This window comes from Blattabacterium cuenoti (genome assembly GCF_014251575.1).
GTDB lineage: Bacteria > Bacteroidota > Bacteroidia > Flavobacteriales > Blattabacteriaceae > Blattabacterium > Blattabacterium cuenoti_N.
Genome location: NZ_CP059191.1, coordinates 246,512 through 260,868, shown reverse-complemented (window position 1 = coordinate 260,868; position 14,357 = coordinate 246,512). Strand labels below are relative to the sequence as shown.

At 27.1% G+C, this 14,357-nt stretch carries 16 protein-coding genes and 1 tRNA gene; 12 read left to right on the top strand and 5 right to left on the bottom strand.

The annotated features are described in order from the left end of the window. The first annotated feature begins 71 nt into the window (after positions 1–71). Positions 72–1,196, top strand: a complete 1,125-nt coding sequence (gene tgt, locus H0H67_RS01250) for a tRNA guanosine(34) transglycosylase Tgt (RefSeq protein ID WP_185859531.1) — start codon at positions 72–74, stop codon at positions 1,194–1,196. Beyond that, positions 1,193–2,266 (top strand): LptF/LptG family permease, encoded by a 1,074-nt coding sequence (locus H0H67_RS01245; protein ID WP_185859530.1) that lies wholly within the window; start codon positions 1,193–1,195, stop codon positions 2,264–2,266. Before tgt ends, H0H67_RS01245 begins: the two co-directional genes overlap by 4 nt. On the opposite strand, the gene H0H67_RS01240 is transcribed toward H0H67_RS01245, so the two are convergent. Beyond that, positions 2,263–3,765 carry a Do family serine endopeptidase gene (locus H0H67_RS01240; RefSeq protein ID WP_185859529.1) on the bottom strand — a complete coding sequence of 501 codons (1,503 nt, stop codon included), beginning with the start codon at positions 3,763–3,765 and terminating at the stop codon, positions 2,263–2,265. The genes H0H67_RS01245 and H0H67_RS01240 overlap by 4 nt on opposite strands. Positions 3,766–3,875: 110 nt before the next feature. Here H0H67_RS01240 and dapF point away from each other — a divergent pair, with 110 nt between their 5' ends. Next, positions 3,876–4,676 carry a diaminopimelate epimerase gene (dapF, locus tag H0H67_RS01235; protein ID WP_185859528.1) on the top strand — a complete coding sequence of 267 codons (801 nt, stop codon included), beginning with the start codon at positions 3,876–3,878 and terminating at the stop codon, positions 4,674–4,676. Beyond that, a complete protein-coding gene (locus tag H0H67_RS01230; RefSeq protein WP_185859527.1) occupies positions 4,673–5,752 on the top strand; it encodes a zinc-binding metallopeptidase family protein in 1,080 nt (359 codons plus the stop codon). The genes dapF and H0H67_RS01230 overlap by 4 nt, the downstream gene beginning before the upstream one ends. On the opposite strand, the gene H0H67_RS01225 is transcribed toward H0H67_RS01230, so the two are convergent. Next, positions 5,742–6,758 (bottom strand): redox-regulated ATPase YchF, encoded by a 1,017-nt coding sequence (locus H0H67_RS01225; protein ID WP_185859526.1) that lies wholly within the window; start codon positions 6,756–6,758, stop codon positions 5,742–5,744. The two genes, H0H67_RS01230 and H0H67_RS01225, sit on opposite strands and share 11 nt — an antisense overlap. An 85-nt stretch (positions 6,759–6,843) precedes the next feature. Here H0H67_RS01225 and tatC point away from each other — a divergent pair, with 85 nt between their 5' ends. Continuing rightward, positions 6,844–7,644, top strand: coding sequence for a twin-arginine translocase subunit TatC (gene tatC, locus H0H67_RS01220; protein WP_185859525.1), 801 nt, complete (start codon positions 6,844–6,846; stop codon positions 7,642–7,644). A gap of 19 nt (positions 7,645–7,663) precedes the next feature. Here the strand turns inward: tatC and H0H67_RS01215 are convergent, their stop codons facing one another. Together H0H67_RS01215 and smpB are read right to left on the bottom strand one after the other, a co-directional pair. Then, positions 7,664–8,875 (bottom strand): OmpA family protein, encoded by a 1,212-nt coding sequence (locus H0H67_RS01215; RefSeq protein WP_185859524.1) that lies wholly within the window; start codon positions 8,873–8,875, stop codon positions 7,664–7,666. Between the two features lie 76 nt (positions 8,876–8,951). Beyond that, positions 8,952–9,392 carry an SsrA-binding protein SmpB gene (gene smpB / locus H0H67_RS01210; RefSeq protein ID WP_185859523.1) on the bottom strand — a complete coding sequence of 147 codons (441 nt, stop codon included), beginning with the start codon at positions 9,390–9,392 and terminating at the stop codon, positions 8,952–8,954. A gap of 87 nt (positions 9,393–9,479) precedes the next feature. Between smpB and H0H67_RS01205 the strand changes: the two genes are divergently transcribed. From H0H67_RS01205 to H0H67_RS01190, 4 genes are read left to right on the top strand one after another with little or no spacing between them, the layout of a single operon-like run. After that, a complete protein-coding gene (locus tag H0H67_RS01205) occupies positions 9,480–10,343 on the top strand; it encodes a transketolase (RefSeq protein WP_185859522.1) in 864 nt (287 codons plus the stop codon). 19 nt (positions 10,344–10,362) lie between these two features. Then, positions 10,363–11,331, top strand: coding sequence for a transketolase family protein (locus H0H67_RS01200; protein ID WP_185859521.1), 969 nt, complete (start codon positions 10,363–10,365; stop codon positions 11,329–11,331). 4 nt (positions 11,332–11,335) lie between these two features. Next, entirely contained in the window at positions 11,336–11,665 is a 330-nt protein-coding gene (locus tag H0H67_RS01195) for a nucleotide pyrophosphohydrolase (protein WP_185859520.1), read from the top strand. A gap of 3 nt (positions 11,666–11,668) precedes the next feature. Further along, complete coding sequence (locus tag H0H67_RS01190; protein ID WP_185859519.1) at positions 11,669–12,919, top strand: 3-phosphoshikimate 1-carboxyvinyltransferase; 1,251 nt, start codon at positions 11,669–11,671, stop codon at positions 12,917–12,919. Here the strand turns inward: H0H67_RS01190 and H0H67_RS01185 are convergent. After that, positions 12,910–13,449: a C40 family peptidase gene (locus H0H67_RS01185; protein WP_238784587.1), complete on the bottom strand. Its 540-nt coding sequence runs from the start codon at positions 13,447–13,449 to the stop codon at positions 12,910–12,912. The genes H0H67_RS01190 and H0H67_RS01185 overlap by 10 nt on opposite strands. Positions 13,450–13,598: 149 nt before the next feature. Here H0H67_RS01185 and H0H67_RS01180 point away from each other — a divergent pair. The 3 genes from H0H67_RS01180 to H0H67_RS01170 all read left to right on the top strand — a co-directional run bounded on the left by H0H67_RS01180 (position 13,599) and on the right by H0H67_RS01170 (position 14,357). Continuing rightward, a tRNA-Glu gene (locus tag H0H67_RS01180) sits at positions 13,599–13,670 on the top strand. 17 nt (positions 13,671–13,687) lie between these two features. Then, positions 13,688–13,927, top strand: a complete 240-nt coding sequence (gene rpsT / locus H0H67_RS01175) for a 30S ribosomal protein S20 (RefSeq protein ID WP_185859518.1) — start codon at positions 13,688–13,690, stop codon at positions 13,925–13,927. A gap of 7 nt (positions 13,928–13,934) precedes the next feature. After that, positions 13,935–14,357, top strand: a complete 423-nt coding sequence (locus H0H67_RS01170; protein WP_185859517.1) for a hypothetical protein — start codon at positions 13,935–13,937, stop codon at positions 14,355–14,357.

Genomic DNA, 14,357 nt, shown 5'->3' with positions numbered 1-14,357 from the left:
TAGAACTAAATTATGTTTTATCAATATATATATGTTGCATCTGTCATTAAAATTTAAAAAAATTTTTTTAAATGAAATTTAATTTAATTAAAACGGATTGTTTTTCTAAAGCAAGGGCTGGAATTATAGAAACAGATCATGGAGAAATAGAAACTCCTATTTTTATGCCAGTAGCTTCAAAAGGCTATGTGAAGACTGTCCCAATACATGATCTGAAGAAAATATCAAAAATAATTCTTGGAAATACTTATCATTTATATTTACAACCCGGAATTGAAGTATTCCATAAAGCAGGTGGAATTCATTCTTTTATGAATTGGAACGAATCTATATTAACGGATAGTGGAGGATTTCAAATTTTTTCTATGAGAAAATTGAATAAAATCACAGAAAATGGAGTAGTATTTAAATCAATAATAAATGGATCCTATCATTTTTTTTCTCCAGAAAAATCTATGAATATTCAACGTTTCATTGGCGGAGATATTATTATGGCTTTTGACGATTGTCCACCTTTTCCTTGCAGTCATCAGTATGCTAAAAAATCTATAGAAAGAACGCATATTTGGTTAAAAAAATGTTGTTCCTATTTACAAGAAAATCCAGAAATATATAATTACAAACAAAGTTTTTTCCCTATTGTTCAAGGAAGTATTTATACAGATTTAAGAAGATCTTCTGCAGAAGAAATATCCCTGTTAGAATCTGAAGGTTATGCCATAGGTGGATTAAGTTTAGGAGAAGAAAAAGAACAAACACACAATATTACTGATTTATTGACAGATATTTTACCTAAAAAAAAACCTAGATATTTAATGGGAGTAGGAAATCCTGTCGATATTTTGGAAGGAATATCTCTTGGAATCGATATGTTTGATTGTGTTCTTCCTACAAGAAATGGACGTCACGGAATGTTATTTACATGGAGAGGAATCATGAATATAAAAAATAAAAAATGGGAAAAAGATTTTTCCTGTTTAGATGAATTAGGAAATTCTTATGTAGACCAATTATATAGCAAATCTTATGTCAGACACCTTTTTTTATCCAGAGATAATTTGGCAAAAGAAATCGCCTCTATACATAACCTATCTTTTTACTCCAATTTAATTAAACAAGCAAGAGTTAATATTATGCATAATAAATTTTCTTCTTGGAAAAAATCGGTAATTCCTTTGTTAAAAGAACGTTTATGAAAATTCTTGATCGTTATATTATTCGTAATCTTTTGTTGACTTTTTTATTTATTACTGTTTCTCTGCAATTGCTATCTATAGTAATAGATATATCTCAACGCATGCATCGTTTGGAAAACAATCAAGGATCAATTAAAAAAGCTTTAATTTTTTATTATCCTTTTTGGGCCATATGGTTATCTAATACTTTTTCTCCTATTTCAGTTTTTTTATCTGTTATTTTTTTCACATCTAAATTAGAAAAAAATTCAGAAATTATGGCTATTCTGTCAAGTGGAATAAGTTTTAACAGATTAACTGTTCCTTATTTAATATCAGCTTTTATGATAGGAATTGTAGCCTTAATAATAAACTATTATTTTCTTCCTATGGCTAACAAAAGAAAAAATCAATTTCATTATCAATATTTATTGAGTTCAAGATATAAAAAAAAATACGATGAAAATCAAACCATAAGCTCTCAAATTTCAAATAATGAATATATTTTTATTAGAAATTTTTCAAGAAAAGAAAATATAGGGAAAGAGTTTGTTTATCAAAAATTTTATGGAAAAAAATTAATATATATTCTAAAATCTAAAAATATTTTTTGGTCAAAAAAAAAGAAAATCTACGTTTTGTATGATTACAGAGAGACTACAATAAAAAAAAATCATGATTATTTTATTAAAGGTGATTATAAAATCAAGAAATTTCCCTTTACTCCTGAAGAACTTTTGCCGGAAGAATACATAGCAGAAACTATGAATATTTCTGAACTGAAAAAATTTATAGATACAGAAAAAATAAATCGAAATGTCAATATTCATTTAAATGAATATTATCAAAGAACGAGCTTACCTTTTTCCACTTTCATATTCACTATTTTAGGATTATCTCTATCTTTAAGAAAAAAAAGAGAAATAGGTTATAATATGATTATAGGGGTTATATTAGCTGTTTTTTATATCTTTTTCATGGAAATTACAAAAATATATTCCACTAAGGATTATATCCCTTCTTATTTATCTGTTTGGCTACCAAATATGATTTTTGGAATAATTACATTGTTTTTTTATTGGAATAATTAATTCATTTCAAATCCTGCTATATATACTTGTCCATTTTGTTTAATAGATTTTATAGTAACATCTCCTGAGTATTTTTTTAAAACACGATCAACATCATTAGGTTTTCTCATTTTTTCTCCATTAATAGATAAAATAATGTCTCCTTCTTCCATCCCTATAGAACTTAAACGACCTGTTCTAATTTCTCTTATTCTAATTCCATAATCAATGCCAAAATCTTTTTTATACTCTTTACTAAGTGGTTCAAATGTTGCACCTAATAATTCAGATGGACTAATTTCTTCTCTATTTCTTATTTTTGTTCTTCCTTGTAAATCTTTTAAAGTAACGTTAAAAGTTTTTTTCTGTCTGTTACGTATAATATTTACTTTAACCTTATCACCTGGATGTTTTGTTCCCACAATAAATGATAAATCTGCAATATTTTGTATTAATTTTCCGTCTATACTTTTTATGATATCTCCTTTTTTAAGACCTGCATCTGCAGCTCCACTTCGATCAAATACTTCTCCTATTAAAAATCCTTGTTGTGATTTTATGTTTTGATGTGTTTCTTTATTGTAAGCTTTTAAGTATTCTGTTTTAGAAAGATCCATTCCTCTAACTCCTAAATATGCACGTTGTACTGTTCCATATTTTTTTATATCCTGTATAACTTTTGCCACTAAATTAGAAGGTGCAGCGAAACTATATCCTATAAAATTTCCTGAAGATGAAGAAATAGCTGTATTAATTCCAATTAACTCACCATTGGTGTTAACTAAAGCCCCTCCACTATTTCCAGGATTTACAGCTGCATCTGTTTGAAAAAAAGATTCAATAGCTGATTGTGTTTCTCCTCTTAATATTCCTAAACTTCTATTTTTTGCACTGATGATACCTGCTGTTACAGTAGAGTTTAAATCAAAAGGATTTCCTATTGCCAAAACCCATTCTCCTATCTGCACTTTATTAGAATCTGAAAAATAAATAAAAGGTAAATTTTTATCACTTATTTTTAATAACGCTATATCCGTGCTAGGATCTTTTCCTATCAACTTAGCCCTATAAGTTCTTTGATCATTAAGAGTGATTTCAATCTTTTCTGCGTCTTTGATCACATGGTTATTCGTTACAATATATCCATCAGGTGATATGATTACTCCTGATCCATGAAGTCCAGGAAGGTCATTTCTCTGAGGTTTTTTTCCTCTATAATCATCAGGAAATCCAAAAAATAAATCAAGTGGATCAAATTGACTACTATATTTTCTTGAATAATTTTTCACATTAACTACTGCATGTATTGTTTTTTCTACGACTCTGGTAAAATCAGGTAATCCTGCAGAACTAACCAATGATGAAGGATCTGATGAGGTTAACTTTGTTTTTGATAAAGAAGAAGATGATGTATATGGAAAAATAAAAGGATCTTCTTTAGTGTATTGTTTATATGCAGCAATGGTTATGATTGAACTCATCATACTGCTAAGTACAATATAAAAAACTATTCTCTTCATATTTTGACAGTTAGTTATTCAGCACAAATATATAAGAAGAAATTAATATTAATATTCATAATTTTATTATTCTATTTATTATTCTAATAAATAATGTTAACTTCGTTTTTATGAAACTGAATTTTTTTAAATACCAGGGAACAGGAAATGATTTCATACTCATAGATTCCAGAACAGAAAAAATAGTGAAGGAATATCCTATTTTAAAAAAATTATGTGATAGACATTTTGGAATTGGTGCAGATGGAATCATTTTGATTAAAAATGATTCTAAAGGCGAAGGCGATTTTTATATGAAATATTATAATTCCGATGGAAAAGAAAGTACAATGTGTGGAAATGGAGGAAGATGTGCCGTTCATTTTGCTAAAAAATTAGGAATTACCAAAGGTAATGAAATTCATTTTAGAGCTGTAGATGGATATCATTATGGATTGATAAAAAAAAACAAAAACAAGGATTTGGTTTCTATGAGTTTACTGAATATAAAAAAAAATGAAATAGAAATTCATCCAGAACACGTTTTTTTAAATACTGGGTCTCCTCATCATGTTCTTTTTGTAGAAAACATCAAAAAAATAGATGTGTATAAAGAAGGAAGAAAAATTCAAAATTCCTATTTGAAAAAAGGAGTCAATGTGAATTTTGTAGAAATACTTGAAAATAATACTTTACAAGTGCGGACTTATGAAAGAGGAGTAGAAAACGAAACTTTATCCTGCGGAACAGGAGTAACGGCTTCTGTCATCGCTGCATATAAAATGAATAAAATTTCCTCTATTGAAGAAATTAAAGTTTATACTTTTGGAGGAAAATTGTGGGTTTCATTAAAAGAAACAAAAAACGAATATGAAGATATTTATTTAACTGGAAATGTGGATTTTATATTTCAAGGATATATTATGATATGAAAAGTAATTATTCAATTAGTAGTGATTCTTTAAAATTTCTTAAAAAATATTTAAATAGTTCTTCTCCAACAGGATGTGAAAGTGAAGGACAAAAAATATGGATAAATTACATTAATTCTTATGTAGAAAAAATTCAAACAGATTTATATGGAACAGCAGTAGGAATCATCAATCCGAATTCTACATATAAATTAATCATTGAAGCTCATGTTGATGAAATATCTTGGTATGTTAATTATATCACCGAAGAAGGCATTATATATGTTTCTCGTAATGGAGGATCCGATCATCAAATTGCTCCATCTAAAAGAGTCATTATTCATACAGAAAAAGGATTTGTTCATGGAGTATTTGGATGGCCCGCTATTCATACAAGAAAATCTTCAGAAGAAAAATATCCTAGTATAGATAATATCTTTGTGGATATTGGTGTTTCCAGTAAAACTGAAGCAATCAATCTAGGAGTTTATGTAGGTTGTATTATTACTTATCCTGATGATTTTTTTATTATGAATCACAATTATTTTGTCTCTAGAGCATTAGATAATAAAATAGGAGGTTTCATAATAGCAGAAATTGCAAAGATGATCATGGAAAATGATGTTCATTTAAAATTTGGATTATACATAGTTAATTCTGTTCAAGAAGAAGTGGGATTGAGAGGTGCTAAAATGATTTCTCAAACCATACAACCAAATATGGCTATTGTTACGGATGTAACGCATGATACATATAGTCCTATGATTGATAAAAAAATACAAGGAGATATTAAATGTGGATTAGGACCTGTCATTGGATATGCTCCATCAATACAAAAAAATATTAGAGAACTTATTATTAATACTGCTGACAGTAAAAAAATCCTTTTTCAACGTTTAGTTTCATCTAGATATACAGGAACAGATACAGATGCTTTTGCTTATTCCAATAAGGGAGTCACATCTGCTTTAATATCCATTCCTCTAAAATACATGCATACTACAGTAGAAATGGTTCATAAAAAAGATGTAGAGAAAACTATATTATTAATTTTTGAGACTTTACAAGAAATTAATAAAAAATTTTTTATCGATTAAATCGAAAACGAATGATATCTCCATCTTGAATGAAATAATTCTTTCCTGCCAAAAAAATTTTTCCCGCCTTTTTTACTTTTTCTTCTGATCTATATTTTATAAAATCATTATAATGAATGACTTCTGCTTTGATAAATCCTTTTTTAAAATCTGTATGAATGACTGAAGAAGCTTCATAAGCTGTACATTGATTGTGTACAGACCAAGCTCGTATTTCTTTTTTTCCTATCGTAAAAAAACTTTGCAAGTTTAATAATTTATAGGCTTCTCTCAGAATTTGGTCTACCTCATAGGAAATACAATTTTTTTTCAACGATAAAACGACTAAAGGAGAATTCTCCATCTTTACTATCTTTTTCAGATTTTTTATATGTAAATGAGTCTTATTATTCAATTTTTCATCAATATTACATATATAAAGAACAGGTTTAATAGTTAATAACTGCAAATCCTTTATATGTTTTTTTTCTTCTTCTTTCAATGGATACATTCTAATATTTTTTCCTCTCTTTAAAAAAGAAAAAACTTTTTGAAGTGTATTTATAGATTGATTAATTTTGTTTTTCTTTGTGATCTTTTCTAATCTACTTTCTATTGTCTCTAGATCTTTTAACTGTAATTCCATGTCAATAATTTCTTTGTCTCTAATAGGATTTATAGATCCTTCTACATGAAGAACGCTCATGTCGTGAAAAAAACGTATCATATGGATGATTACATTTGTTTCACGAACATGAGATAAAAATTTATTTCCCAATCCATCTCCTTTATGGGAACCTTTTATGAGACCAGCTATATCTACTATTTTGATTTCTGATGGAATTGAATTCATTGGTTGAACGATTTCTTTGAGTTCATATAGCCTTTGATCTGGAACTTTTGTAACTCCATAATTAGGTTCTATGGTACAAAAAGGAAAATTATCTGATAAAGCTTTTGAGTTAGAAATAAAGTTAAAAAATGTTGATTTTCCTGTATTTGGAAGACCAATAATTCCACATTTCATTGATTTAATTTTAACATTAAAATTACAATTTTTATCAGTATTATGATAAATTTAATCATTTTTAGTTATCAATTTTAATGAATAAATGAAAGAAAATAAAATGTCGTTTTGGAAACACATTGAAGTACTGAGAAAACATATTATTCATTGTTTTTGTGCAATAATCATTGCAATGATTATTTTAATGAATAATAAAAATATTATATTTGATTACATTATTTTCGGTCCATCCAAAACTGATTTCATTACTTACCGTATATTTTATAAATTAGCAAATACCTTTTTAGGTATTCATTTGAATCCTGTTTCTTTTTTATCTAGAGATTTGGAAATACAAAATAGACAAATATTTGGACAATTCAACATTTATGTATGGACTTGTTTTATAGGAGGAGTTATTTTATCATCTCCTTATGTTTTTTATGAGTTTTGGAAATTTATTAGACCTGCTCTATCGGATGAAGAAAAAAAATATTCCAGAGCGATCCTCATAATAGTAACCATTCTATTTGGATTAGGAGTTCTTTTTGGTTATTTTGTGTTATGTCCATTTTTAATTCATTTTGGATATTCTTTTAGAATAAGTCGCGTTCCGAAAAATATATTTGATTTATCGGACTATATCTCTTTAATCATACATTCCGTACTGTCTATGGGAATTATTTTTTTATTTCCATTTTTCATATTTATTCTTACTAAAATGGAATTGATTTCCTATACTTTTTTAATAAAATACAGAAAACATGCTTTTCTCATAATGTTAATTATAGCTTCTGCTATTACACCTGGAGATATTTTAAGCACAATAATTGTTTTCATTCCTCTGTTACTACTTTATCAAGTAAGTATATATGTATCGTTTTTTGTAAATAAAAAAACCTCTTGAAACCAAGAGGTTTTTTTATTCATGACTTTCGTATTGTTATTTCAACACGTCGTCCTTTTTTATTATATTTTTTTCCTCCCAATCCTCTCACTTCTATTCTAGAAGGATCGACTCCTTTAGAAACCAAAGCCTCAAATACTGAATTTGCTCTTTTTAGAGACAAAGATTTATTATGTTTCCCATCTGTATATCCAGATATATAAAATTTAGAATTTGGAAGAACATTAATCATGATTTCAGCTATTTCATTAACGACAGCTATAGAACGAGGGGATAATGAAAATTTAGCCCAACCAAATAAAACAGGATTAAAAACTACATTAGGACATCCCTTATTTTCTTTTTTTCCAAATTTTTTAGGACATTTATCTTCATTATCCGGAATATTATCTGAATCGGTATCAGGACAACCCTTGAATTTTTTCAATCCAAATTGATTTGGACATAAATCTTCTTGATCTAAGATTCCATCATTATCTGAATCTTTTTGATTTTTATTCTGACAACAAATTTTTTCTTCTTCTTTTTTCTCTTCCATTACTGATGGAAAATAAGAATTATCTTTATTGATTTCTACTATTTTTTTATTTTCTTGATTTTTATCCTTATTATCCTCTGATAACTTTAAATTTCCAAAACGGAAAATGACTCCTATATTATGTTTCCAAAAATTCAAAAAGTCACTTGATTGATAAGCAAAAACTTGATTATAAGTACTTTGTACATTAATTCCAAAATTAGAAACGATCCATAAATTTAAACCTAATCCACCGTCTAATACAAAAAAATCCTTTTTATTTGTTTTAAAATATTTTGTATCTGAAATTCTTAACTCTCTGTCTATGTAACCATTAAATTTATGATACCCTGCACCTAATCGCAAATAGGGATCAATCTTATAATGAGGAAAAATGTATAAGTTTACCCCATGACTCAATTTTACGAAAGTAACCTTTCCTATTCTCCATCTGTTATTCTCTACCAAACCTAATGATGCATCTAAATATAACCCGATATGTTTTTTGACATTATGCTCTAATTCTATATTAGAAATAATAGGATTAAAACTATTATTCTTTTTAAGAAAAAAACCTTTAAAAGGAGATTTGATAGGATAATAATTAATATCGTGTGCTCCTATTCGAACAAACCATTTTTCTTTCGAATCTTGGGAAAACACAGACGAAAAAAAAGCGAATAAAGCAATAATAAAAAAATTGACGTTTTTCATAAAACTATAATTTCTTTGAATCTAAACAAATATAAATATTTGATTTCAAAAACAAATTAAATACAATTTTTAATTATTAAATAATTTTTAAAGATTGTTTAATTTCCCTCAAAGAATCTCTCTTTCGTAAAGATTCACGTTTATCATATATTTTTTTCCCCTTAGCCAAAACTATTTTCACTTTTATATATCCCTTACTATTAAAAAATAACTCAATGGGAACAATAGTTAATCCTTTGTTTTTCAGTTTTTTATCTATTTTTTTCAATTCTTTTTTTTTCAATAATAATTTCCTTTCTCTTCTGATTGAATGATTACAGTTGGTTCCAAATTTGTATTCCGATATGTACATATTCATAGAATACAATTCTCCATGTATCATTTGACAAAAACTTTCCATAATATTGACTTTTTTTTGTCTAATTGATTTAACTTCTGTTCCAAACAGTTGTATTCCAGCTATATAATATTCTAAAAAATGATATTGGAATTTTGCCTTTCTATTTAGAATACTCATAATTTAATTAATTGTTACTTTTGTATAATTAAACGAAATTACGAAAATATACAAACAAAAATTTGTTAAAAAATTGAATAAATAAAAATGAATGTACGTTATTTAAAGGATTTATGTTCTCAAGTTAGAAGAGATATTTTGCGAATGGTCAATGATGCAAAATCTGGGCATCCAGGTGGATCTTTGGGGTGTACAGAATATTTTGTAGCTTTATATCAAGAGATAATGCATTATAATCCAAAAAAATTTTCTATGGATGGAGAAGGAGAGGACCTTTTTTTTCTATCTAATGGACACATTTCTCCTGTTTATTATAGTATACTGGCTCGTTCTGGGTTTTTTTCAGTAAAAGAATTATCTACTTTTAGAAAATTAAATTCACGTTTACAAGGACATCCATCTGTACATAGAGGATTACCCGGTGTCCGTATTTCCTCTGGTTCTCTAGGACAAGGAATGTCTGTGGCTATTGGTGCAGCTTTATCAAAAAAATTGAATAAAGAATTTCATAGAATAATTTATAGTTTACATGGAGATGGAGAGTTAAATGAAGGACAAATTTGGGAATCTATATTATATGCAGGATCCAGAAATATAGATAATTATATAGCAACTATTGATTACAATGGACAACAAATAGATGGAACAACAGATGAAGTATTACCTCTTGGTAACTTGAAAAAAAAATTTGAATCCTTCGATTGGAAAGTTTTAGAAGAATTAGAAGGAAACAATATTGAAAAAGTGATTGAGGTTTTAAAAATAGCAAAAAATGAAACTGGAAAAGGAAAACCTGTTTTAATTATACTATATACTCAAATGGGATACGGTGTAGATTTTATGGTAGGAAATAATGCATGGCATGGAAAATATCCTAATAAAGAAGAATTAGAAAGAGCTTTATCTCAACTTCATGAAACCTCTTTAATAGATTATCCCTTATTTGATTGATCAAAAAAAACAATAGTATATGAAAAAATATGAAAATAAAGGTCTAAAAGAAACTAGAGCTGGTTTTGGTAAAGCTTTGACTTTTTTGGGAAGAACAAATAATCAAGTGGTAGCATTGTGTGCAGATTTGACTAGCTCTTTATTTATGAATCAATTTTCTAAAGAATTTCCAGAAAGATTTTTTCAAATAGGAATAGCAGAAGCAAATATGATTGGTATAGCAGCTGGACTCAGCATTGGAAAATATATTCCGTTTACTGGAACGTTTGCCAATTTTTCCACATCCCGTGTCTACGATCAAATACGTCAATCTATTGCTTATTCTTATAAAAACGTAAAAATATGTGCTTCTCATTCTGGATTAACTTTAGGAGAAGATGGTGCTACGCATCAAAGTTTAGAAGATATTGGAATGATGAAAATGTTACCTGGAATGACTGTTATTAACACGTGTGATTATAATCAAACTTATGCTGCTACTTTGTCTATAGCTAATTATTTAGGTCCAGTATATTTACGTTTTGGACGTCCTGCTGTAGCTAATTTTACAGATGAGGATCAAATATTTGAAATCGGAAAAGCTGTTTTTTTAACAGAAGGAAAAGATGTAACCATTGTTTGCACAGGACATTTAGTATGGGAATCTCTAGAAGCTTCTCAAATTTTGTCCAAAGAAAAAGGAATAGAATGTGAAGTTATTAATATTCATACAATCAAACCGTTGGATGAAGAATCCATTTTAAAATCTGTAAATAAGACAAAATGTATTGTTACTGCAGAAGAACACAATTATTGGGGAGGATTAGGAGAGAGTGTTGCAAGAATACTTACCACTCATAAATGTTCTGTTCCTCAAAGTTTAGTAGCTGTTAATGATATTTTTGGAGAAAGCGGAAAACCCATGGAACTTTTGAAAAAATATAATATTGATCGTGATTCTATTGTCAATCATGTACAGTTTTTATTGAAAAAAAAAAAAAATCAATAAAATTTTGGAAATAAAAAATATACAAAAATTGGTTCATAATTGGATTATGAATCATGGAGTTCGTTATTTCGACGTATTAACCAACACTATTCTTTTATCGGAAGAAGTTGGTGAAGTTTCTAGAATTATTGCTAGATACTATGGAGAGCAATCTAGAAAAAAAAATTGTCAAAAAAATGAAGATCTTGGAGAAGAATTATCAGATGTTTTATTTGTTCTAGTTTGTTTAGCTAATCAAACTGGAATTAATTTAGAAGAATCTTTTCACAAAAAATTAAAGAAAAAAAAAATTAGAGATCATACGAGACATCATGAAAATGAAAAATTAAAATAAAATATGTCTTCTTACATTAATATTTATAAAAAAAAAAATTCTTTATTCGGTTCTATATCTATAACTGGATCTAAAAGTGTGTCTAATCGTCTTTTAATTTTAAAGGCTATTTATAAGGACGATATACAAATCGATAATCTCTCAAATTGTGAAGATACAGAAATATTAAAAAAAAGTTTAAATAGTACTTCTAACATATTAGATATTCATCATGCTGGAACTGCTATGCGTTTTCTAACCTCTTATTTCGCTATTCAAAATGGTAAAGAGGTCGTTTTAACAGGATCAGACAGAATGAAAGAAAGACCCATTTCTGTACTTGTAAAAGCTCTAAGAGAACTAGGATCTGAAATTTATTATTTGGAAAAAAAGGGATATCCACCAATAAAAATTTTTGGAAAGGAAATTTTAGGAGGAAAAATAGATATAGATGCAAAAATTAGTAGTCAGTATATTAGTTCTTTAATGTTAATAGCTAGTCAATTTAAAACGGGACTAGAAATTTATCTAGAAGGAAAAATAACATCTATTCCATATATAAAGATGACTTTTGATTTACTAACTTTAGCAGGAGTAAAAACCTCTTGGAAAGAAAAAGTGATCCAAATTTATCCAAAAAAATATGAAGGAAAAAAATACTTTTATATAGAATCAGATTGGAGTTCTGCTTCTTACTACTATTCAATGGTGGCTGTTTCAAAAAAAAGTCACATCACATTATCTTCATATAACAATGAAAGTTTACAAGGAGATAGAGAAGTAGCTTCTATATATGATAAAACTTTTGGGATATCTACTGTTTTTGAAAAAAATGAAATTACGTTGAAAAAAAAATTCAATTTTTTTTCACAGAAATTCATTGATTTAAATTTAAATCAAACTCCAGATATTGCACAAACTATTGTTGTTACTTGTGCTGCACTTGGAATTAAGTGTAGTTTAAAAGGATTAGAGACATTAAAAATTAAAGAGACAGATAGGCTTTTAGCATTAAAGGAAGAATTATTAAAATTTGGAGTGATAACGAAAATCACAGATTCTTGTTTAGAAATCACAGATTTCTCTCGAAAGAGAATCAATTCTTTTGTAAGAATAAAAACTTATCAGGATCACAGAATGGCAATGTCTTTTTCCCCATTTGGATTATGTTCTTCTTTTTTACAAATCGAGGATCCAAATGTTGTAGAAAAATCATATCCTAACTTTTGGAAAGATTTAAAATCTTTAGGTTTTTCAATTGATTATCATGAATAATAAATAATTCTTCTTGCCATAATAAATCGATGATTCCAGTATTTTTGATATAATTGAGATATAATTACACCATTAGATGTAGAAGCATGAATGAAAAATATATTTCTGGGGCTCACGTGGATTACCATTCCTACATGATTTATTTTTTTAGACGTTCCTGTAGCAAAAAATAATAGATCTCCTTTTTCTATTTGTTTTTTAGGAATAAAAAAACCTTTTCTGGCTTGAAAATAAGAAATACGTGGTAAAGATATTTTGTAAGAAGCGAAGACATTTCTTATAAAAGCAGAACAATCTATTCCTGTTTTAGTCTTTCCCCCATATCTATATGGAGTAAACATATAATTCTTAGCTTTTTCTATAATAGACTCTGTTTTTTCTTTAAAAAAAAGTTTTTGATTAATGATTTGAAAATAATTTTTCGAATTTTTGCAGTTAATACTGTTTTGCTTCTTTTTTCTGAAAGAAATTCTTTCACATTTTTTTTTATGTTCTATATTTCCATTTCCATATAATGAAATAGAAATCAAATGATAAACTATAAGTAAAAAAATTTTAGAGTTTATAATAAGGATAATTTTTACTATTTAAAAGTAAATCCAATTGTTTATCAAATATAAACAAAATACTTGTATTAAATACAAAAAAAATTTAATTTGTGTTCCTTATTTTTTGATCAGGCCCATTCGTCTATTGGTTAGGACGTCAGGTTTTCATCCTGGAAAGAGGGGTTCGATTCCCCTATGGGCTACTATAATTTTGTTAATTATGACAAATCATTTATCTTCTCTTAAAAGAATTAGACAAAACTATACTAGACGTTTACGTAACAAATATGCATATAAGAGTACAAAAACAGCCATAAAAAAATTATTAAAAGAAAAAAATAAGGAAAAACATTCTATTGTAATTTCTATGATAGATAAATTAGCTAAGAAAAATATTATACATGTTAATAAAGCAGCTAGGTTGAAAAAAAAATTAAATAGAAAATTATTCTATAATTGATTTTTGAATGAAATATTTTTTGAAATTACATCATTACATAGCTTTTTTAGTTATTGCTTTTTTAATCATGGTAATGATCTATCTTTTATGGAGCAGATTTTATGGAATCCAAATGAATGCAGGAACGATTTTTTTTAGAATTATATTGAATGTAACCGTCCTCATTATACTTTTTCAAGTTTTTATCGGTTTATTATTGATGAATTCCTACTTTTTTTCTTTATCCAAAAATGAAATAATTCAGATTTTAAAACAAGAAAAAACTCGTTTTAAGTTTATAGAACATCCAATCATGATGATGATTGGTTTTTTCATATTCATTTTTTTCTACAAAAAATTATATCAAAAAGGACAAATTACTAATACTATTTTATTTTTATTTTTTTTATCTGTATTGACCATAATGATTCGTTTTCCTTTCAATTTATAA